This window comes from Limnospira fusiformis SAG 85.79 (assembly GCF_012516315.1).
Lineage (GTDB): Bacteria > Cyanobacteriota > Cyanobacteriia > Cyanobacteriales > Microcoleaceae > Limnospira > Limnospira fusiformis.
Genome location: NZ_CP051185.1, coordinates 3,126,127 through 3,147,165, shown reverse-complemented (window position 1 = coordinate 3,147,165; position 21,039 = coordinate 3,126,127). Strand labels below are relative to the sequence as shown.

The 21,039-nt window shown below is 47.6% G+C and carries 15 protein-coding genes and 15 pseudogenes; 12 read left to right on the top strand and 18 right to left on the bottom strand.

Going from position 1 to position 21,039, the window contains the following annotated elements:
* Nucleotides 1-73: 73 nt before the first annotated feature.
* Nucleotides 74-950, bottom strand: a protein-coding gene (locus HFV01_RS14740; protein ID WP_260378255.1) for an IS630-like element ISAtsp1 family transposase whose coding sequence is annotated in 2 segments (ribosomal slippage) — nt 74-136 and nt 138-950 — 876 coding nt in all. Because the reading frame shifts where the segments join, the coding sequence is not laid out codon by codon here.
* 335 nt (nt 951-1,285) lie between these two features.
* On the opposite strand from HFV01_RS14740, the gene HFV01_RS14735 reads away from it, so the two are divergent.
* The 5 genes and pseudogenes from HFV01_RS14735 to HFV01_RS14720 form a co-directional block, all read left to right on the top strand.
* Complete coding sequence (locus HFV01_RS14735) at nt 1,286-1,453, top strand: hypothetical protein (RefSeq protein WP_193520468.1); 168 nt, start codon at nt 1,286-1,288, stop codon at nt 1,451-1,453.
* 371 nt (nt 1,454-1,824) lie between these two features.
* Nucleotides 1,825-1,929 (top strand): annotated as a pseudogene (locus HFV01_RS32120) (HNH endonuclease); the annotation flags it as partial.
* Nucleotides 1,930-1,992: 63 nt separating this feature from the next.
* A protein-coding gene (locus tag HFV01_RS14730) for an IS630 family transposase (protein ID WP_249432978.1) occupies nt 1,993-2,869 on the top strand; the annotation gives its coding sequence in 2 pieces (ribosomal slippage) (nt 1,993-2,805 and nt 2,807-2,869; 876 coding nt in all).
* Between the two features lie 18 nt (nt 2,870-2,887).
* Nucleotides 2,888-3,790 (top strand): annotated as a pseudogene (locus HFV01_RS14725) (IS4-like element ISAtsp3 family transposase); the annotation flags it as partial.
* Nucleotides 3,791-3,850: 60 nt separating this feature from the next.
* A pseudogene (locus HFV01_RS14720) lies at nt 3,851-4,321 on the top strand (transposase); the annotation flags it as partial.
* Nucleotides 4,322-4,340: 19 nt separating this feature from the next.
* On the opposite strand, the gene HFV01_RS14715 reads toward HFV01_RS14720, so the two are convergent.
* Nucleotides 4,341-5,408: an IS630-like element ISAtsp4 family transposase gene (locus HFV01_RS14715; protein WP_006625950.1), complete on the bottom strand. Its 1,068-nt coding sequence runs from the start codon at nt 5,406-5,408 to the stop codon at nt 4,341-4,343.
* Nucleotides 5,409-5,460: 52 nt separating this feature from the next.
* Here HFV01_RS14715 and HFV01_RS14710 point away from each other — a divergent pair.
* Nucleotides 5,461-5,622 (top strand): annotated as a pseudogene (locus tag HFV01_RS14710) (IS4 family transposase); the annotation flags it as partial.
* A 15-nt stretch (nt 5,623-5,637) separates the two neighbouring features.
* Nucleotides 5,638-5,778: pseudogene (locus HFV01_RS14705) on the top strand (HNH endonuclease); the annotation flags it as partial.
* Nucleotides 5,779-6,315: 537 nt separating this feature from the next.
* On the opposite strand, the gene panD reads toward HFV01_RS14705, so the two are convergent.
* The 12 genes and pseudogenes from panD to HFV01_RS14655 form a co-directional block, all read right to left on the bottom strand.
* Entirely contained in the window at nt 6,316-6,681 is a 366-nt protein-coding gene (panD, locus tag HFV01_RS14700) for an aspartate 1-decarboxylase (RefSeq protein WP_006615999.1), read from the bottom strand.
* A 19-nt stretch (nt 6,682-6,700) separates the two neighbouring features.
* Entirely contained in the window at nt 6,701-6,982 is a 282-nt protein-coding gene (locus tag HFV01_RS30765) for a hypothetical protein (protein WP_006625949.1), read from the bottom strand.
* Between the two features lie 114 nt (nt 6,983-7,096).
* Nucleotides 7,097-7,225 (bottom strand): hypothetical protein, encoded by a 129-nt coding sequence (locus HFV01_RS30760; protein ID WP_006625947.1) that lies wholly within the window; start codon nt 7,223-7,225, stop codon nt 7,097-7,099.
* Between the two features lie 89 nt (nt 7,226-7,314).
* A pseudogene (locus HFV01_RS30755) lies at nt 7,315-7,392 on the bottom strand (helix-turn-helix domain-containing protein); the annotation flags it as partial.
* A 307-nt stretch (nt 7,393-7,699) separates the two neighbouring features.
* Entirely contained in the window at nt 7,700-8,740 is a 1,041-nt protein-coding gene (gene iscB, locus HFV01_RS14690; protein ID WP_006625945.1) for an RNA-guided endonuclease IscB, read from the bottom strand.
* A 168-nt stretch (nt 8,741-8,908) separates the two neighbouring features.
* Nucleotides 8,909-9,478 carry an inorganic diphosphatase gene (locus tag HFV01_RS14685; protein ID WP_006625944.1) on the bottom strand — a complete coding sequence of 190 codons (570 nt, stop codon included), beginning with the start codon at nt 9,476-9,478 and terminating at the stop codon, nt 8,909-8,911.
* 415 nt (nt 9,479-9,893) lie between these two features.
* On the bottom strand, nt 9,894-10,871 hold the full coding sequence (locus tag HFV01_RS14680; protein ID WP_006670006.1) for an RNA-guided endonuclease InsQ/TnpB family protein: 978 nt from the start codon (nt 10,869-10,871) through the stop codon (nt 9,894-9,896).
* 31 nt (nt 10,872-10,902) lie between these two features.
* Nucleotides 10,903-11,004: a hypothetical protein gene (locus tag HFV01_RS30750; protein ID WP_231296551.1), complete on the bottom strand. Its 102-nt coding sequence runs from the start codon at nt 11,002-11,004 to the stop codon at nt 10,903-10,905.
* Nucleotides 10,967-11,575 (bottom strand): annotated as a pseudogene (locus HFV01_RS14675) (IS607 family transposase). The gene HFV01_RS30750 and the pseudogene HFV01_RS14675 overlap by 38 nt, the downstream one beginning before the upstream one ends.
* Before the next feature lie 105 nt (nt 11,576-11,680).
* On the bottom strand, nt 11,681-12,715 hold the full coding sequence (locus HFV01_RS14670; RefSeq protein WP_006625941.1) for an RNA-guided endonuclease InsQ/TnpB family protein: 1,035 nt from the start codon (nt 12,713-12,715) through the stop codon (nt 11,681-11,683).
* A 315-nt stretch (nt 12,716-13,030) separates the two neighbouring features.
* Complete coding sequence (locus HFV01_RS14665; protein ID WP_193521243.1) at nt 13,031-13,237, bottom strand: hypothetical protein; 207 nt, start codon at nt 13,235-13,237, stop codon at nt 13,031-13,033.
* A 467-nt stretch (nt 13,238-13,704) separates the two neighbouring features.
* A pseudogene (locus HFV01_RS14655) lies at nt 13,705-14,052 on the bottom strand (transposase); the annotation flags it as partial.
* A gap of 57 nt (nt 14,053-14,109) precedes the next feature.
* On the opposite strand from HFV01_RS14655, the pseudogene HFV01_RS14650 reads away from it, so the two are divergent.
* The 3 pseudogenes from HFV01_RS14650 to HFV01_RS14640 form a co-directional block, all read left to right on the top strand.
* A pseudogene (locus HFV01_RS14650) lies at nt 14,110-14,725 on the top strand (IS630 family transposase); the annotation flags it as partial.
* Nucleotides 14,726-14,775: 50 nt separating this feature from the next.
* A pseudogene (locus HFV01_RS14645) lies at nt 14,776-15,843 on the top strand (IS630-like element ISAtsp4 family transposase).
* An 18-nt stretch (nt 15,844-15,861) separates the two neighbouring features.
* Nucleotides 15,862-16,131: pseudogene (locus tag HFV01_RS14640) on the top strand (transposase); the annotation flags it as partial.
* Nucleotides 16,132-16,151: 20 nt separating this feature from the next.
* On the opposite strand, the pseudogene HFV01_RS14635 reads toward HFV01_RS14640, so the two are convergent.
* From HFV01_RS14635 to HFV01_RS14625, 3 genes and pseudogenes are all read right to left on the bottom strand, one after another.
* Nucleotides 16,152-16,647 (bottom strand): annotated as a pseudogene (locus HFV01_RS14635) (IS630 transposase-related protein); the annotation flags it as partial.
* Between the two features lie 149 nt (nt 16,648-16,796).
* Nucleotides 16,797-17,672: an IS630-like element ISAtsp1 family transposase gene (locus HFV01_RS14630; RefSeq protein WP_006668645.1), complete on the bottom strand. Its 876-nt coding sequence runs from the start codon at nt 17,670-17,672 to the stop codon at nt 16,797-16,799.
* 115 nt (nt 17,673-17,787) lie between these two features.
* A pseudogene (locus tag HFV01_RS14625) lies at nt 17,788-19,435 on the bottom strand (IS1634-like element ISAtsp2 family transposase).
* 85 nt (nt 19,436-19,520) lie between these two features.
* Here HFV01_RS14625 and HFV01_RS32115 point away from each other — a divergent pair.
* Nucleotides 19,521-19,601, top strand: a pseudogene (locus HFV01_RS32115) (HNH endonuclease); the annotation flags it as partial.
* A gap of 77 nt (nt 19,602-19,678) precedes the next feature.
* Here HFV01_RS32115 and HFV01_RS14620 read toward each other — a convergent pair.
* Nucleotides 19,679-19,921, bottom strand: a pseudogene (locus HFV01_RS14620) (group II intron reverse transcriptase/maturase); the annotation flags it as partial.
* A gap of 241 nt (nt 19,922-20,162) precedes the next feature.
* On the opposite strand from HFV01_RS14620, the gene HFV01_RS14615 reads away from it, so the two are divergent.
* Complete coding sequence (locus HFV01_RS14615; RefSeq protein ID WP_006669999.1) at nt 20,163-21,038, top strand: IS630 family transposase; 876 nt, start codon at nt 20,163-20,165, stop codon at nt 21,036-21,038.
* Nucleotide 21,039 lies beyond the last annotated feature (1 nt).

Sequence of the window (21,039 nt, the reverse complement as noted above, 5' to 3'; positions counted from 1 at the left end):
TTAGTCATCTCGTCCTCTCCATTATACGTCCTAAGTGTTCTGTCTTGTGCTATATAAGCATTAGTCAAGGTGGTTAGGACGCAGCTTTGAGAACGGAATCCATGGCATCATGGAGAGAATCAAACTGCTCACGTGCAGTGGCGAATACGGGCTTTCAGCCACGACCAACATTTCTCTATCTTGTTGAGGTCTGGCGAATAAGGCGGAAGATAGAGTAAACGGCATTGAGCTGCCTCCACCAGTTCAGCAATCCGTCCCCCTTTATGAAACGTTGCATTGTCCAATACTAGAGTCTGACCTGGCTTCAATGTTGGAATTAAGATGAACTCCAACCACAACTCAAACACTGTCCGATTACAACAACCCTCAAAGCTAAAGGGAGCTAAGAGTTGTTGATGACACCATGCGGCTATCATACTTACCCTGCCCTGCCTCTTCCCTGATTTGAGTGCATGGAAGCGTTTTCCTTCCTCGCAGTAACCATAAGGGTAATCCGAGTCCTGACTATTCATGCCGGCTTCATCGAGGTAGACCACTTCTTCCGGCTCCATATGTTCAATCTGAGCCATAAACTCCTCTTGCTGTTGCTCATCACGTTCTTGGTAGCCGTAAGTTTTTTTTCTGGTGAAGCCAATTTTCTTCAAGGCTCTGGATATGGTGCGAGGAGAGATGTCGTCATCCCAAAGTTCAGCCATTTGAGCTGCTGTTTTGTCGCCATGCTCTTGGGCAAAAGCCTTGAATTTTTGCCAGTCGGTAATTTTGTGGTTATTGCCAGGTCGGTGATGAGGTTTAGGGAGGAAGTCTCCGGTCTGTGCTTTTCTTTGCAGCCAGAGATTAATGGTGTTCCGGCTGACATGGAAAACTTGACTGGCTTCTGTTTTGGGCATACCGTCTAGTTCAATGGCATCAATAACTTTTTGTCTGAGGTCGTAACTATAGGGGGCTGGCATTTTTGGTCTTCTTAGTCATCTCGTCCTCTCCATTATACGTCCTAAGTTTTCTGTCTTGTTCTATATATCTACACCGTGACTAGTGGGCATATCCTAACCATTACAATTAGGCTTTGGCTTTCAGTCACATCCCTTCCCCTTAAAGGCATACGATTACACTTTCACTACTCAACAAGATGTACTTGTCGAGAGCCTAAAAGGGGTTTAAACGTTCCGTTTATACGGGCATTCCATCTTTAGATTTGTCCTATCCACCGGGGTACATTAAAGGTCTGTGCACAACTTTCGTTGCTTCTGGGTATTATATACAAACCCCCACTTTTCCCCTTGTTCTTTTGAACGCAGCGTGTCAACCTATTTCGCTACTTTATATTGACGATGGTTCAAGCCGGACATTCGGTTTCCCTAATCATGGATGGTTGGCAGTGGTCTCGTTTCTGGTGTTGGGTTACACCTCGGAACCTTCCGTTCCCCGCTTCAATCTGACGGGTTGTGAATCCTGAAACTGGGGGTGGCTATCGCCGTTACTCTCAACGTCCTGATTTCTCAGTTTGTTTATGACCTTGAGTCCCCTGCCTTGCTTAGATTTCTCCAAGCGTCGGGACATATAAACAGTTATGGGATGGTCAGGAATATGAATTCCTTATATTCCACCAAGGGGTGAAAGTCGCATTAGCAGGTTATTTCGGGCATCGCAGCCCTATTTCACTCCTAAACGTTTCGCACGTATATTTCTATACTAGACGTTGGGACATATAAACAGTTATGGGATGGTCAGGGTATGAGTCCCTTATATTTCACCAAGGGGTGAAAGTCCCACTAGGAGGTTATTTCAGACATTACAGCCTTATTTGACTCCTAAACGTCTCGCACCACGCCAAATAATGTAGCCAAACTACTCAAAAAGCAAAAAGGTAGGTGCGCCTGGTGTGGGCAATACTTTACCCCATCAGACATAATTGAAGTAGACCACATTGTATAGCACAAGACAGAACACTTAGGACGTATAATGGAGAGGACGAGATGACTAAGAAGACCAAAAATGCCAGCCCCCTATAGTTACGACCTCAGGCAAAAAGTTATTGATGCCATTGAACTAGACGGTATGCCCAAAACAAAAGCCAGTCAAGTTTTCCATGTCAGCAGGAACACCATTAATCTCTGGCTGCAAAGAAAAGCACAGACCGGAGACTTCCTCCCTAAACCTCATCACCGACCTGGCAATAACCACAAAATTACCGACTGGCAGAAATTCAAGGCTTTTGCCCAAGAGCATGGCCACAAAACCTCCGCTCAAATGGCTGAACTTTGGGATGACGACATCTCTCCTCGCACCATATCCAGAGCCTTGAAGAAAATTGGCTTCACCAGAAAAAAAACTTACGGCTACCAAGAACGTTGGAAGCAACAGCGAGAGGAGTTTATGGCTCAGATTGAACAGATGGAGCCGGAAGAAGTGGTCTACCTCGATGAAGCCGGCATGAATAGTCAGGACTCGGATTACCCTTATGGTTACTGCGAGGAAGGAAAACGCTTCCATGCACTCAAATCAGGGAAGAGGCAGGGCAGGGTAAGTATGATAGCCGCATGGTGTCATCAACAACTCTTAGCTCCCTTTAGCTTTGAGGGTTGTTGTAATCGGACAGTGTTTGAGTTGTGGTTGGAGTTCATCTTAATTCCAACATTGAAGCCAGGTCAGACTCTAGTATTGGACAATGCAACGTTTCATAAAGGGGGACGGATTGCTGAACTGGTGGAGGCAGCTCAATGCCGTTTACTCTATCTTCCGCCTTATTCGCCAGACCTCAACAAGATAGAGAAATGTTGGTCGTGGCTGAAAGCCCGTATTCGCCACTGCACGTGAGCAGTTTGATTCTCTCCATGATGCCATGGATTCCGTTCTCAAAGCTGCGTCCTAACCACCTTGACTAATCCTATACAAGCGATTACAACGTTTTTTTCGGCAATTCAAATTTGACCGGGCAGAGATTGCCCGTTTCGTCGTTAGCCTCATTGACATTCCCCAACCTTGGACTCTTAGTCTCGACCGCACCTGTTGGTCTTTCGGTCAAACCCATTTCAACATCTTGATGTTGGCAGTCGTCCACGAGGGGATTGCCTTTCCCCTGCTGTGGACGATGCTTGACAAAAAGGGCAATAGCAACAGTGGCGAACGCATGGACTTATTCGACCGCTTCGAGGCACTATTTCCTGACGTGGAGGTGGCTTGTCTGACCGCTGACCGGGAATTTGTGGGGCGAGATTGGCTCTCGTATCTTCTCATCGACCCCGAGGTTCCTTTCCGCCTACGCATCCGCCACAGCGAGCTGATTAGTCCTAAGTTAGGAGGAACTCGGCGTAGCGGCGAACGAATGTTTGATTCTCTGCGACCCGGAGAATTTCGCCAGCTTTCGGGTCGCCGTTGGGTTTGGGGACGGCAGGTTTACGTCATTGGCTCTCGTCTGGCTGATTCGGGGGAGTTGTTGATTCTCATCACTAACGCTTGCCCCGAAACGGCCCTCCCCGACTATGCTCGGCGTTGGGGTATTGAAAACCTCTTCGGAGCCTTGAAGACTCGGGGCTTCTGTCTCGAATCGACTCACTTTAAGGACCCTGAGCGCTTGAGCCGTTTATTGGCTTTGCTTAGCCTGGCTTTTACTTGGGCTATGAAGGTGGGTTTGTGGATTCACCAAGGTTCACCCATTCCTTTGAAGGCTCACGGACGACGCTCCCAGAGTCTTTTCCGCACTGGCTTCGATTTTCTACGCCGCACTTTCTCTAATCTGCCTTTGTTTTCAGGGCGGTTTCACCAGGCTCTACAACTTTTGTCCTGTACTTAGTGATTCTCTCCATGATGCCATGGATTCCGTTCTCAAAGCTGCGTCCTAACCACCTTGACTAATGCTATATTTCGTTATAAAAAGAGTGCTTTTGTAGCTACCTCATGCCAGCCAGGTAAGTCTTTAAAAACTCAAGGATTTAAGTCGGGCGAATCCCATTTTTTTAAAAATGTAACCTTGCAAAAATTTGCACCTATTCAGGGATTTAACCTAGGAGTTTATTGGCAAAAAATTCACCGAGGAAAAAAGGTAAAATAACCGTGGTATTTACTAACTAGGCTTGATAACCCCAAGCTGGTTAAGCAACTTTATCAAGCACGGTGGGGTATCGAAATGATGTTTAGAGATTGTCAAAGTGGGGGCTATAATATGGAATCTACTCGGGTGGATTCAACCCGATTTTTAGCCTTGGTTTTGTTGATTACTTTTGCTTATTGGCTGGCGACACTAGGAGGTCATGAGTGGGAAGCTAATCACTTAGTAGCTTACCTCGGTCGAAGCGAAAAAACTCCTAATAATTTTCCCCATCATATCAAGTCCGGATAATCAATTATAGTAAAGTCTCGGTTTGATGCCACCAATGAAAACTGGTCAAGCCTCGAATTAATTCGCGCTGTTTCCACAAACTTCGGCAGCGAGCACACAAGAGTTCCTCTAGCTGATCAAGATTCTCAAATGAACGATTGGCAATGGGTTCATCTACCAGAGGCCACAGTCTTTCTGCTGGTTGTAGTTCCGGGGAATGGGACGGTAGAAACATTAAATGCAGTCCTTCGGGTACTTTCAGATTCTTACTGATATGCCATCCGGCTTGATCAACCACTAACATAATGTGTTGATTTGGACCTAATTTAAATTCGGCAGCAAACTCCTGTAACACTCGACTAAATAGAGTTGTATTGACGTAAGGTATAATCCACCAATAAGTCTCTCCCGTTTCCGGTCTCACAAAACCATATAGCCATAACCACTCGAATTTCCAATTAATATGGGCGAGTGGTTGACAATCTTCCGCTACATAAATACGTCGCATCACCGGTTTGAGTCCCAGACGGTGTTCATCTTCGCTCCACAATTGCACCTGTGCATCAGGGTATCTCCGGCGAAGTCCCTCTAACTCCGTTACCAGTTTTTTTTTCCAGGCTTGCTGCTCGTCTTCGTCACTTTCGATGTGAGCCGGTCTCGGTACACGAAGCCGAAATGTCATTTGTCGCAGAATCTCCCATCCCCTTTGTCGGCTAATTTTTCGTCCAGTTACTCCTGTCAACCAGTCTGCCACCTGGCGACCGTTCCACAGTCCCCCATCCGGCGCTGTTCCTTGCAGGGCTTGCCATAACTGAGCTTGAGTCACATCATCAATTAACGGTGGATGTCCGGGATTTCCTTTTCGGCGCGCACCCAGCCCTTTTAATCCCAATTGGTTGTATCTCTTTACCAATTCATAAATCCAGATGCGACTGTAGCCCGTAATTTCTTGGACTTCCTCCGTGGTCTTCCCCTTAGCCAACAACCAAATAATTTGATATTGGCGACTTTCCAAGCCCTCTTGGGCTTGGTGATCAGCCCGGCCAAGTTCTTCGGTACTTAAGTGGGGAGCTATACTAATTCGTCTGGGCATAACGCAAGTTTGGCATTGGTCACTGATATTATAACCGATTAAGCGAACTTGATATCACAGTATTTTTGGGCTCGGATTATCGGGTTATGCTTGGAGCCAGTCGCTAGTTTTCTGGCAAGAAGAGATGTTAGCATTGATGGCTCTCAAGCCTCATAAAGCTCAGAATTTTCGGCAAGGACTAAATGCTCTATCCCTTGTACAGCAATCAGTCTAGCTCTCTTGTCACCCTCTCAGCCACATTGCACCTCGAAGCCAAGGCGGAAAGGATGAATACAAGAACCTTCAACTATTACACCGCCACTGTCATGATGATAAGACGGCAATTGACAATGCCAACGCTGTATCCTTAACAATGGAACAATCAAATTAGGAGCCGTATGAGGTGAAAGTCTCAAGTACGGTTCTGTATGGGAGGGGGAGATGGTGACATCTCTCTCGACCCCTACTACGATTTGTTACAGAGTTTGTTGACCTTGGGTTCCCTGCCGGTATTTGGTATCGTATGATACAAATCGTCGGGACATATAAACAGTTATAGGGATGGTCAGAAGTGCGCTTCTTGTATTCAACCAAGGGGTTGAAGTCCCCACCAGGCGGTTATTTCGGGTGTCTCAACCCTATTTCATGCCTGAAGGTCTCGCACCTACACCTTTTACAGTAAGCACTCTTAAAGACTACTCCCCAAGCGTAAATTCGGGTATGCCCTACCCTATTTGATTTTGACTTCGCTCTGGCCATTTGAACTGACGATGAAAGCTTTTCTACCAGTGATGGCTAGAGTTTTAGGGATTACGGAGTGTCTCTTGTTTCCGGCGTTCCCAAAGTCAACGACTTCAATTTATGTTCACACCAAGTCGCCCTAAAAGGACGAGGTTTTCAACCCATTTTTTCTGATAATTTTGTTAAACTATTCATGGCCGCGAATTTCGATCACTTGATTTTTTTCGTCCACAAGAACCACTTTCGGCTGATGAGTGGGGACTTCTTCCGGGGTCAACTGCCCATAGGCCATAATTATCAGGCGATCGCCTGGAATGCCTAAACGAGCCGCCGCCCCATTCAATTGAATTTCACCAGACCCAGGTGGGGCAGGAATGACATAGGTAATCAGTCTAGCCCCGTTAGTGGTGTTAACCACCTGTACCTGTTCATTAACCAAAATTCCGGCAGTGTCCAGTAAGTTTTGGTCAATACTTATACTGCCGACATAATTAAGGTTAGCCTCAGTTAGGGTACAGTTATGAATTTTAGCCAACAACAGGGTTCGATACATATTTTAAGGTCTCATCAGATCACATTGACATCCTCCCCGTAACCGGAAGGGGATTCCCAAACCTAACAATTTGGGTTTCTGGTTCTTTCCCCCTTTGGGGTTTTGAGCACCACTCCCGCAACTCCGGCTGTGTTCTGGTCTTCGGGTCGCCACCCAGACCGACACCGCCAGCCAGGCAGCTAAGATGTTGATCCTGGCGTTTACGTCTGTCTCGGTCGTGATCAGTTTCCCAGTCGGGACATTCCCACTCCCGGACTTTTAACGGCATTTTTAAGGGCGATCGTATCCGCAGTTTAAGCATCCCCTGTAGGGGCGGCCTCCACCGTCAGCCATGCCCAACACCAGCCCACTGGATAAACCCGCCCGATTAAAAGCCGCTTTGGTCAACTCAGCCCTTCCGCCCTTCCTCCTCTTTTTAAACTTCGGGTACTTCGTCCTTCCCGCGAAGAAGTTGGAAAATGCGGACTGCCAATGCCTGAGTCTCTGCGATCGCCGAACCGAACTGACCTGCTTGATCAAGTCCAGCCCTTCCGTCTTGTTCCACCTCCTCAGCATCGAAGAAGTCTCGACGTAATCAATGCCCTCTTGTTCCTCGTACCAACCTTGGTTGGTGAGCGAAGTCCAACCATCAGTCCCCGTGGCTAATGGCTTGTTATACACCAGGCGAACACAACCCAAAGTCCTCCGCAACAGGTTTTCCTGTTCCGGGTAAAATCGGTATCGCTAGGCTTTCTCCGTCATCCTTGCAGTATATCTATAACCTGGTAATTACCTGACAACTCAGGAAAATTTATACAAATAGCCATCTCTTCTCAAAACAGGTTTCAAATCTATTGGTTTGACTGAAAACTGAGTTTTGTCAGGTTTGGTTAAAACAAAACTGCCGCGACTCGACGGGGTTATTCTACCGATTCCATGTGCCATCTGCTTGGCTATATCCCCGGTAAGCCATCCCTTAATTGGTTTTAATGGGTTATGGCGAATCGGAAGCCTCTTGTTAGGAGCCGCTTTTGGACGGTCACCGCGCCCAAAACAAGTAATTAGTAATGGCTGGTGAGTTTTGATTGTCAACCGGGGGGTGGGTGCTTTTTCCCACACAATCAGCGGCATCTAGCCAATGAGTTTTCGGTAGTCCTTGAACCGTCCGATTATATTTTGTTAAACCTCCAGTGCCAATTTCAATGGGTAATCCAGTTGGCTTCAGGCGGTTAAACAATGCCCATCGGGTAGAATTGACGGCTGCCGCATTTTTCAGGGGGGCTTGGGCCTGCACGCTACACCGCTTCAAGATTTCCGGTTTCGGCAAAAGAAACTGCTCGACCGGCTGAGAACCTTTTTTCTGATTGCATTTATGGCAAGCAATACCCAGATTGCTAACTCGGTCGAAACCACCCTGGCTTTTGGGCTGAATGTGTTCGATTTCTAAAGGGATATTTTGGCCACCACAGTAGGCACACTGGTGTTGCCATTTCGTCAAGAGATATTCTCTCAACTCGTATCCAAATAAAACCCCTTGCTGGTATTCAACTCCAGATATTTCCGGGTTGGGCAGCTTTTGGGTGTCAAATCGTACCAACTCCATGGATATGTCCGTTATCGGGCGTGAGGAAATCAGTCGATTTACCCAGGTCAAGGTGGTTTCAACTCGATGTTTGAGGCTGGGAGCCAACCATCCTTCTTGGCGCTTTCTGTTATTGAATCTGGCTTGACGGTAACGAGTTTTTCGGCAACGACGGTGGCGGCGAACCACGCGACGTGCAGTTAACTTGGCTCGGATTCTATCTCCTCTATGAGTCAATTCAGCCGCCCAGATAACTGTGTCCCGACTTTGATTAACTAAGGCAATACCCGTCACTGATGCCCCTGGGTCTAACTTGATCCGACTAGGTTCATTGCCCGGGTTCTCAACAGTTTTCTTGAGTATAATTGTAAATGGATAAGTCCTAAACACTGCGGCTAAACCCTTCTTCAAAAGCTTTCTGGCTCTGGCCGGATGAGTGGGACTTAACGGTTGCCCCAGTGTGTCAACCACAAAAACGTAATTTTGGTAATTTGGCATTTAAGCTATCTCCCAGATGGGGTAATGTTTGCCTCGGTCATGTTAAAGGGGCTTTTTACGTCTAGCTCACTCGAGCTGACAAATCCACTCATGTCGTTCCTTAAAGATAGACGACAGAGCAACAGGCTCGTGTTCACCCGATGGTGTCATCACCCCCTTAACGTAGGTCTAATCCTGGACCTGCATCTTACATCTCCTTTGAGGAGTAATTTCCGGCTCCTGCCGGAAATTACCGGATTTTATGCAAGAGGCTTGCACTATAGCTTGTACCTTGTCCACATCTTGCCAACCCAGAATTTCTGTGACTTTTTTCTCAAGATTTTTGTAGGTTCTGAAAAATTCCGCAATTTCCTCTAGGCGGTGAGGTGCGATATCTTTCAGAGATTTTACCTCACTATAGCGGGGGTCTTTGGCAGGAACACAGAGAATTTTCTCATCGCGATCGCCACCATCAATCATTTCTAGCATACCAATGGGCCGCGCCGCAATCACACAACCAGGAAATGTCGGTTGATCCATCAACACCATGCCATCAAGGGGGTCTCCATCATCCGCTAAAGTATTCGGGATAAACCCATAATCATAGGGGTACTGGACAGAGGAGTATAAAACCCGATCTACGGCGAAGGCTTGTAAATCTTTGTCAAATTCGTATTTATTTTTACTCCCCGCAGGAATTTCGATCAACACATTGACCAATCCTGGTTTCGGTTCCGGGGGAATAAGTGATAAGTCCATATTTGTCGTTCTCCAAGTTGATGTTTCATACTTCCCACTAAGGGGATTTATTCAGAGGCTAGGCTGGCTGAGATAGGATTACCCTTACCCCAGTGCTTGCCAAATCTTGAGTGCTTGCCAAATCTTGATCAGGGTTGACCCAGAAACTTAGCTTAACCGCCGATAAGCCCCGCGCTATAGCCGTAAGGTTAGCGTCCGGTTGACACTCTAGCGCCGTAGAAGGCGGAGATTTTTAAGAGATTTTCACTCTTAACGGCTGTGCCAAACAACCCCCAGACACTCCGCTTAAAGCATTGTGCTTACTTTTCCTCAATATATTAGCCGCCCCGTTACAGTCCGCGTTAACCAGAAAACCATCTTTCGTTCGATACAGCCCCCGTTTAAGCCGTTGGCTAGAGAATTTAGACTGATACATTTACGCGACATTTATCCGGCTATTGCCTGACAATGCGACGATAGCACTATTACCCGTTAAGGTAACAGAGGCGGTATCCCGCAAAGCTTTTAGAAAGATTCCAAAAGCACCGTTCCAGTCCCTGGGTAGAGTGAACCCACACTCAGGACATCGGAACACTTTTGAGCCACCTAGCTGGGAATGCATCTGACCACAGTGAGTACAGGTTTTGCTGGTGTATTCTTCCGTCACATCTACAACTGTGGTTCCAGTTATCTCGGCTTGATGTCTCAGGGTTAGTTTGAATCGATAATGCGCCCATGTCAGCATGGCTCGGGCCGTCTTGGATTTGATTTTCCGCTTGGCTTTGGCAACCATGTTGGAAGTCTCGAAGGTGGGCAGAAAAATTATGCTGTAGTTGTGAGTCAAGTAGTGAGCAATTTGTTTGTGGGCTTCATCAACTAGATTGCGGATTTTGGTTCTCATTCGTTGAGCCGCTTGCCTCATCCGTCGCCTCCTTGAACGACAGGGTTCCTTGGCGATTCGGCTCATCAAATCATCCAAATGTTGACATAGCCTAGTAATGCGTCCTATATCCCCGGAGCCCAATTCCAGAAACCGAGAGCCATCAAACCCAGTTATGAAAGTTCGCACACCCGGGTCTAATGTAATTACGCCATTCGCTTCAGTTGGGGTAACGGCAACTGGTTCAGGGAAAATCGCCAACCATCGACCTTTGGTAAACACCAACTGAGTCCCTTGCCCGCAAGTTTTAGGGATGGGTTCGGAAACCATGAAAGTTAATCCTTTCGTGAGTCTTGGATACCAACTCCCTGAAGAGAAATTAGTATTATTGAACTTAATCGCTTGAGAGCTGTCACGACAACTTCTAAACCTTGCACCAGGACTGGCGGTCAAAGCCTGATAGGCATCAAAGATGGCATTTTGCCGAATGTGGCAGGGTGTTTCTTTGACCCATTCGGGTAAGTCACTCTGCATCACTTCCGCAGCGTAACTTTAACTTGCTTAGTCATTTACCACTCCGGGATAATGCAATTGCTTGGTTGTAGCAATACCGACAAGCAGCCAGCCATTTACGCCAGACTTGATTTAGCTCTAGGCTGGGGTAAATCCGGATCTTCTTTGACCTGAGTTTTGTATTTACTCCGTCCGTATAATCGGGAACTGAAGCAGTGGAGGATGGCGAGGATGTCCTCAACCATTTCTCGTTCTGGACTGAGACTTGTCTGGTTGAGAACCATGAGTGAGCACCTGTTTTGCTCACAGAGCCATCGAAACAAGTCAAATCCCCATATTGCCAATCGGTCTGGGTGGGCAACGACAACCATGCCGACATCTCCTGACAAATGATGTCCCAGTCAGGCCAGCATTTTCTTTCCCTTGAAGTTGAGCCCGCCTCGGATTTCTGAGACGACTTCTGCTTCGGGGTAGAGGTTGGACAGTGCGGCCACCTGTCGGTTGAGGTCTGACTGCTGGGCGCGGCTACTAACTCTGGCATAGATAACGACTTTGCATTTGTCACTGCCTGATATGGAATCAGAATATGACTCAACGTTGTATCGTCGTTGCCCAGCGGGGGTTCTGATGGTCTCGATTGAGCCATTGGAGTCCCATCTGCGGAGTGTTCTTTCATGGACTCCAAGGATTTGGGCTCCTTCCTTGGGTTTGACATATCTGGCAATAGGTTTATCCTCAACTCTTCTCGCTTATTATACCATATTGCCCTAAAATATTAACCTAATTTGAGATTAAATCATACTCTCTCGGTTTATCGGTGTTTCGGCAATTTATCCCCCAATAGGAAAACTAGCTTTAGAAGTATACGATTCCTCCTGTTCAACGTAGGAGATACCGTATCTCCCCCGCAATGCTTTCAGTTTAGCTCTAAAACTGGCGTGGGGAATTTGAAGGAAGTTCTGGTTATTGGGGCTGGCGATATTAATCTCCGGCTTGATACCGACGTTAAAACCTACCACAATTTTCGCGATTCGGTTCTCGATACAGTGATTAACAATGTAACGGGCGGCTTTGTTGAGATAATCCCTAACCTTGCTATGGCGATTCCGCGTTACCCTAGTCTGGCGCTCCTTTATTCCCTCGATTTTCTGCAAATCTTTAATCGATTGCAGTCGGGCGTTCTCTTTGTTGTACCAACGGTTAAGGGATTTCAGTTTTTTGCCATCCACGATAAAGGATGCCCCGTTGGTATCGACGCAAGTAGCCAGATTGTCAAGTCCGATATCGATCTCTAGAGCCGTATCGGGTTCGGTGGGAACGGGAGTTGCTTCCACCTCGTAAATAAACTCCACGTCAAAAAAACGGGCGTTATATCGAGGGTGAATCCGAACTTCCTTGAGAGTGTCGGGAGCGATTCTTTCCGGGAAAGGAATCCAAATTTCGCCCCGCCAGTTGCCCAAGTCGAGAGACACGGGAACTCTAAATTTTCCGTCCTTGATTTTAACCCTCGGCCTAATCCGGACGAAATAAGCGTCTTTGGGCCGGTAGTGAGGGAGTCTAACTTTCTGTGGAAAGGTCTCCTCTTTGAGGGCCTGGCTCAAACGGTAGAAGCTCCGAAAAGTGCGATCGACTACTTTAAGAGTTTGTTGGGCTATATCGGTGTTCAACCGTTTATAGTTCGAGTTTCCCTTACAGTAGTGATAGTTGGACTCGTAGCAAAGATGTTTCCCATCTTGGAAGTAATACTGCCATTGAGTGTAAATTCCTACATTGTAGAGATTTTTACTCAGTCGGCAGAGTTCCCCCAAGGCTTTCAACTCTCGCACTGGAAGTCCTCGTATCTGGTTCTTTTGAGTCAGGTACATAGCTTCTCACTAGAACTATGTGTATTTTAGTGAGAAGTGTCTCCAATGTAAAGCCGTGCTGGAAGCACGGGGTTGGAAACCCATGATTTACTATGATAGTTGTGCGAGACGTTCAGGCATGAAATAAGGCTGCAATGCTGAAATAACTGTCTGGAGGGTACTTCAACCCCTTGGTTGAATATAAGGAGTGCACTCCTGACCATTCCCATAACTGTTTATATGTCCCGACGCTTGGAGGAATCTAAGTAGGGCAGGGAACTCAAGGTCAATCCCACAAAGAAATCGTAATGCTCAATTATACCATAAGGAGGAGTATTAAAACCACTTGGGCGAATGTGGGAAAGAGTAACGGCGATAGCCACCCCCAGTTTCAGGATTCACAACCCTGGGATAGAAGCGGGGAACGGAAGGCGTGAAGTAGAACCTACTACCAAAAACGACCACTGCCAACCATCCATGACTAAGGAAATCTGAATGTTCCGACTTGAACCATCGTAAATAGTAAGCAGCGGTGCGAGACATTCAGGCATTAAATAAAGTTGCAATACCCGAAATAACCCCCTGGTGGGTATTTCAGCCCCTTGGCTGAATATAAGAGGCTCGACTCTGACCATCCCCATAACTGTTTATATGTCCCAACAGCGAAAGCAAGGCTGGGAACTCAAGGTCAATTCCGCAAATCAAATCGAATACCCAACGACTACAAGAAGGAGTATTAAAACCAATTAGGGCGATTGCGGGAAAGAGTGACGGCGATAGCCACCCCCAGTTTCAGGATTCACAACCCTGGGATAGAAGCGGGGAACGGAAGGCGTGAGGGAAACCTATTCCCAACAATCCGACCACTGCCAACCATCCATGACTAAGGAAATCTGAATGTTCCGACTTGAACCATCGTAAACTATAAGTAGCGAAATAGGTTGACACGCTGCGCTCAAAAGAGCAAGGGGAAGAGTAGGTGTTTCGTTGTATAGCATTAGTCAAGGTGGTTAGGACGCAGCTTTGAGAACGGAATCCATGGCATCATGGAGAGAATCAAACTGCTCAATGCAGTGGCGAATACGGGCTTTCAGCCACGACCAACATTTCTCTATCTTGTTGAGGTCTGGCGAATAAGGTGGTAGATAGAGTAAACGGCATTGAGCTGCCTCCACCAGTTCAGCAATCCGCCCCCCTTTATGAAACGTTGCATTGTCCAATACTAGAGTCTGACCTGGCTTCAATGTTGGAATTAAGATGAACTCCAACCACAACTCAAACACTGTCCGATTACAACAACCCTCAAAGCTAAAGGGAGCTAAGAGTTGTTGATGACACCATGGGGCCATATATAGCACAAGACAGAACACTTAGGACGTATAATGGAGAGGACGAGATGACTAAGAAGACCAAAAATGCCAGCCCCCTATAGTTACGACCTCAGACAAAAAGTTATTGATGCCATTGAACTAGACGGTATGCCCAAAACAGAAGCCAGTCAAGTTTTCCATGTCAGCAGGAACACCATTAATCTCTGGCTGCAAAGAAAAGCACAGACCGGAGACTTCCTCCCTAAAGCTCATCACCGACCTGGCAATAACCACAAAATTACCGACTGGCAGAAATTCAAGGCTTTTGCCCAAGAGCATGGCCACAAAACAGCAGCTCAAATGGCTGAACTTTGGGATGACGACATCTCTCCTCGCACCATATCCAGAGCCTTGAAGAAAATTGGCTTCACCAGAAAAAAAAACTTACGGCTACCAAGAACGTTGGAAGCAACAGCGAGAGGAGTTTATGGCTCAGATTGAACAGATGGAGCCGGAAGAAGTGGTCTACCTCGATGAAGCCGCCATGAATAGTCAGGACTCGGATTACCCTTATGGTTACTGCGAGGAAGGAAAACGCTTCCATGCACTCAAATCAGGGAAGAGGCAGGGCAGGGTAAGTATGATAGCCGCATGGTGTCATCAACAACTCTTAGCTCCCTTTAGCTTTGAGGGTTGTTGTAATCGGACAGTGTTTGATATCAAGTTCGCTTAATCGGTTATAATATCAGTGACCAATGCCAAACTTGCGTTATGCCCAGACGAATTAGTATAGCTCCCCACTTAAGTACCGAAGAACTTGGCCGGGCTGATCACCAAGCCCAAGAGGGCTTGGAAAGTCGCCAATATCAAATTATTTGGTTGTTGGCTAAGGGGAAGACCACGGAGGAAGTCCAAGAAATTACGGGCTACAGTCGCATCTGGATTTATGAATTGGTAAAGAGATACAACCAATTGGGATTAAAAGGGCTGGGTGCGCGCCGAAAAGGAAATCCCGGACATCCACCGTTAATTGATGATGTGACTCAAGCTCAGTTATGGCAAGCCCTGCAAGGAACAGCGCCGGATGGGGGACTGTGGAACGGTCGCCAGGTGGCAGACTGGTTGACAGGAGTAACTGGACGAAAAATTAGCCGACAAAGGGGATGGGAGATTCTGCGACAAATGACATTTCGGCTTCGTGTACCGAGACCGGCTCACACCGAAAGTGACGAAGACGAGCAGCAAGCCTGGAAAAAAAAACTGGTAACGGAGTTAGAGGGACTTCGCCGGAGATACCCTGATGCACAGGTGCAATTGTGAAGCGAAGATGAACACCGTCTGGGACTCAAACCGGTGATGCGACGTATTTATGTAGCGGAAGATTGTCAACCACTCGCCCATATTAATTGGAAATTCGAGTGGTTATGGCTATATGGTTTTGTGAGACCGGAAACGGGAGAGACTTATTGGTGGATTATACCTTACGTCAATACAACTCTATTTAGTCGAGTGTTACAGGAGTTTGCTGCCGAATTTAAATTAGGTCCAAATCAACACATTATGTTAGTGGTTGATCAAGCCGGATGGCATATCAGTAAGAATCTGAAAGTACCCGAAGGACTGCATTTAATGTTTCTACCGTCCCATTCCCCGGAACTACAACCAGCAGAAAGACTGTGGCCTCTGGTAGATGAACCCATTGCCAATCGTTCATTTGAGAATCTTGATCAGCTAGAGGAACTCTTGTGTGCTCGCTGCCGAAGTTTGTGGAAACAGCGCGAATTAATTCGAGGCTTGACCAGTTTTCATTGGTGGCATCAAACCGAGACTTTACTATAATTGATTATCCGGACTTGATATGAGTTGTGGTTGGAGTTCATCTTAATTCCAACATTGAAGCCAGGTCAGACTCTAGTATTGGACAATGCAACGTTTCATAAAGGGGGGCGGATTGCTGAACTGGTGGAGGCAGCTCAATGCCGTTTACTCTATCTACCACCTTATTCGCCAGACCTCAACAAGATAGAGAAATGTTGGTCGTGGCTGAAAGCCCGTATTCGCCACTGCATTGAGCAGTTTGATTCTCTCCATGATGCCATGGATTCCGTTCTCAAAGCTGCGTCCTAACCACCTTGACTAATGCTATAGCTCACCCTGCCCTGCCTCTTCCCTGATTTGAGGGCATGGAAGCGTTGTCCTTCCTGGCAGTAACCATAAGGATAATCGGAGTCTTGACTATTCATGCCAGCTTCATCGAGGTAAACCAACCCTTCCGGCTCCATCTGTTCAATCTGAGCCATAAACTCCTCTCGCTGTTGCTTCCAACGTTCTTGGTAGCCGTAAGTTTTTTTTTCTGGTGAAGCCAATTTTCTTCAAGGCTCTGGATATGGTGCGAGGAGAGATGTCGTCATCCCAAAGTTCAGCCATCTGAGCGGAGGTTTTGTGGCCATGCTCTTGGGCAAAAGCCTTGAATTTTTGCCAGTCGGTAATTTTGTGGTTATTGCCAGGTGGGTGATGAGGTTTAGGGAGGAAGTCTCCGGTCTGTGCTTTTCTTTGCAGCCAGAGATTAATGGTGTTCCGGCTGACATGGAAAAGTTGACTGGCTTATGTTTTGGGCATACCGTCTAGTTCAATTGCATTAATAACTTTTTGTCTGAGGTCGTAACTATAGGGGGCTGGCTTTTTGGGTCTTCTTAGTCATCTCGTCCTCTCCATTATACGTCCTAACTTTCCTGTTTTGTGCTATACCTCGAAGCCTAGGCGGAAAGGATGTATAGCATTAGTCAAGGTGGTTAGGACGCAGCTTTGAGAACGGAATCCATGGCATCATGGAGAGAATCAAACTGCTCAATGCAGTGGCGAATACGGGCTTTCAGCCACGACCAACATTTCTCTATCTTGTTGAGGTCTGGCGAATAAGGTGGTAGATAGAGTAAACGGCATTGAGCTGCCTCCACCAGTTCAGCAATCCGCCCCCCTTTATGAAACGTTGCATTGTCCAATACTAGAGTCTGACCTGGCTTCAATGTTGGAATTAAGATGAACTCCAACCACAACTCAAACACTGTCCGATTACAACAACCCTCAAAGCTAAAGGGAGCTAAGAGTTGTTGATGACACCATGCGGCTATCATACTTACCCTGCCCTGCCTCTTCCCTGATTTGAGTGCATGGAAGCGTTTTCCTTCCTCGCAGTAACCATAAGGGTAATCCGAGTCCTGACTATTCATGGCGGCTTCATCGAGGTAGACCACTTCTTCCGGCTCCATCTGTTCAATCTGAGCCATAAACTCCTCTCGCTGTTGCTCATCACGTTCTTGGTAGCCGTAAGTTTTTTTTCTGGTGAAGCCAATTTTCTTCAAGGCTCTGGATATGGTGCGAGGAGAGATGTCGTCATCCCAAAGTTCAGCCATTTGAGCTGCTGTTTTGTCGCCATGCTCTTGGGCAAAAGCCTTGAATTTTTGCCAGTCGGTAATTTTGTGGTTATTGCCAGGTCGGTGATGAGGTTTAGGGAGGAAGTCTCCGGTCTGTGCTTTTCTTTGCAGCCAGAGATTAATGGTGTTCCGGCTGACATGGAAAACTTGACTGGCTTCTGTTTTGGGCATACCGTCTAGTTCAATGGCATCAATAACTTTTTGTCTGAGGTCGTAACTATAGGGGGCTGGCATTTTGGGTCTTCTTAGTCATCTCGTCCTCTCCATTATACGTCCTAAGTGTTCTGTCTTGTGCTATATACCAGAACCTTCAATTATTACACCCTACATTCCGCAGGTTGATAGGTAATTAACCGGATGCGTAGTAATAGCGCTCAACGGGTGGACCGAAGAGGTGAATAATCAATCGCCGTTCATCATTGAGATTGCTAATCTGCCTTTGCCCATCGAGATTAACCCAGTGGATTCCTTGAAACTTCTGCATAATCCAGCGAAAGGTCGGTTTAGCGGTGGGTTGTTGGCGTTGGTCGCGCACCGTTTGCTTCTGAGCATCTAGCGCCTGTCGCAGTTGGCGTTCGGCGAGGGTATACACCATAAGGGTTAGGGCCATGATGAGAGCTAAGGCCTCGACCCGCTGCGGCTTTTTGACAAAGACGCTACTGGCAAAGAAGAGGGGGTCTTTGAGGAAGCGAAAGCCTCTCTCGACGGTCTGTTGCCCTTTATATTCGCTCAAGCAGGTCTGAGCCGGCCAGAGGGATTGCTCCAGTTGATTGGTGGCTAGAATAAAGCGACTACGCTGACGGCTAAAGCGGTCTTCCGCCGTGGCGGTCTGCTGTAACGTGGCCTGGAGCCGATAGCCCTGAACTGGGGTGGGTTCGGCGGATTTGGCGGGACGACCGGGGGGTCGCTTTCCGCACCGTCTCCAGGGAGACCTGAGTGAGCTGATGCACCTCGAGTCCATCTTGAAACTGCATCAAGGCCTCGAGGGCATCGGGTTTGCAAGCAAAGACCCGCTGGGTCAGCTTTTTCAATTGGCGGTTGAGGCGGTGTTCGAGCTTCTCTAATTCGGGTTGCCAGAGGTCGGCATTGGCTTTGCGGGTTTGGCTTTCGACGAAGGCGTCAGCGCTGGCGCACTCCGGCATAGGTCTGCTCAATCTCCCACATCCGGTAATCCTTGGAGTTGCAGGGGACTTCAGTCAGTCGGGTGACATCGCTGTGCACCAGCTCTTGAGCCGCTTTTAGGGTCAGCGACACCGTGATAGCCACCCCGTGGTCTCCATCTGCTGCAGATTGGCTGCTGTGTAAAAGGCGGCATCCATCACAACGATACCGTCGCTAGTCCATTGGTCACCAAACGCCTTGAGCACCTCTGCAAACTGCTGAGTGTCCTGTTCATTGCCACTGGCCAACTGCAACCATAGCGGCACGCCACCGTCGGCGGCACAGACTAGAGTCATCAAAAACTGTTTCAAATCTGGACGATGGTCTCGGGAATAGCCTCGACACAGCCGAATTGGGCTGGGTTCTGCTGATGTCTCACCGGGGGGAGCTGACTCAAGTCCTACCTCGGATTTCCCCTTCGAGCACCGCTGATACTTCCCTTCTACTGAGATCGAGGTGGCATCGAGATGACGCTGTTGAATATCAATTCCAAATCGTTCCACAGCCTGGAGCGCCACCTGGAGAAAAAATGATGTCGTCCCTTCTGCGTAGAGTTCATCCAACACTCGACCTAAGCGGTCGTCATTCAAGTGACGAGCCTCTACCCCTTCCCCGAGCAGATGAGACACCGCTTTACTCTCAAAAAACTCGCTGAATAAATGCAACGGTGCACTGAGAAAGCCTAGGGCGTTCAAAATCATGGCTTTAACCACTTGTCCGGCACTCACATGCTCCAAGCTATGAGGTTCAATCCGCTTATCCGTCAACTCGACCAGGCCAAGTTCGTCAATCACTCCAGCCACTAAACCCAGATGGTCTAAATTTTTAATCTGCATCGCCAGAGCCTACCGCTCGAAGGAACCCTTTCTAGCCTAGACTAGCACCATATCTTTTATTCCCTGTCAACCTGCGGAATGTAGGTTACACCGCCACTGTCACGACGATAAAACGGCGTTAGACAACGCCAATGCTGTATCCTTAACAATGGAACAATCAGACTAGGAGCCGGATGAGGCGAAAGTCTCACGTCCGGTTCTGAATGGGAGGGGGTAGAGGCGACTCTACTCTCGACCCCTAATTGCTATTGCGTCTTGGGTTGACCGTCCTGGACGGAACCCATAGCTTGTGCCTTCAAATCTTGACTCCCATTCGGGCTCAAGTGCCGACTTAACCAAGGCTTGCCTTGCTCTATCTTGGATTGTGGGAATTCCTAGAGGGCGTTTTTCATCCCTGCCAGGTTTTGGTATCCACACCCGTCGCAGTGGTTTTGCTTTGAGGTTTCCCTTAATGTTCTTAACAAGCTCAAACCTTTGTCTTGGAGAATTAGGGGTCGAGAATGGAGTCACCTCCATCCCCTCCCATTCAAAACCGTGCGTGAAAGTTTCCCTTCACACGGCTCCTAGTTTGACTGCTCCATTGTTAAGGATACAGCGTTGGCGTTGTCTAACGCCGTTTTATCGTCATGACAGTGGCGGTGTAATAATTGAAGGTTTTTGTATATAGCACAAGACAGAACACTTAGGACGTATAATGGAGAGGACGAGATGACTAAGAAGACCAAAAATGCCAGCCCCCTATAGTTACGACCTCAGACAAAAAGTTATTGATGCCATTGAACTAGACGGTATGCCCAAAACAGAAGCCAGTCAAGTTTTCCATGTCAGCAGGAACACCATTAATCTCTGGCTGCAAAGAAAAGCACAGACCGGAGACTTCCTCCCTAAACCTCATCACCGACCTGGCAATAACCACAAAATTACCGACTGGCATAAATTCAAGGCTTTTGCCCAAGAGCATGGCCACAAAACCTCCGCTCAAATGGCTGAACTTTGGGATGACGACATCTCTCCTCGCACCATATCCAGAGCCTTGAAGAAAATTGGCTTCACCAGAAAAAAAACTTACGGCTACCAAGAACGTTGGAAGCAACAGCGAGAGGAGTTTATGGCTCAGATTGAACAGATGGAGCCGGAAGAAGTGGTCTACCTCGATGAAGCCGCCATGAATAGTCAGGACTCGGATTACCCTTATGGTTACTGCGAGGAAGGAAAACGCTTCCATGCACTCAAATCAGGGAAGAGGCAGGGCAGGGTAAGTATGATAGCCGCATGGTGTCATCAACAACTCTTAGCTCCCTTTAGCTTTGAGGGTTGTTGTAATCGGACAGTGTTTGAGTTGTGGTTGGAGTTCATCTTAATTCCAACATTGAAGCCAGGTCAGACTCTAGTATTGGACAATGCAACGTTTCATAAAGGGGGGCGGATTGCTGAACTGGTGGAGGCAGCTCAATGCCGTTTACTCTATCTACCACCTTATTCGCCAGACCTCAAGAAGATAGAGAAATGTTGGTCGTGGCTGAAAGCCCGTATTCGCCACTGCATTGAGCAGTTTGATTCTCTCCATGATGCCATGGATTCCGTTCTCAAAGCTACGTCCTAAC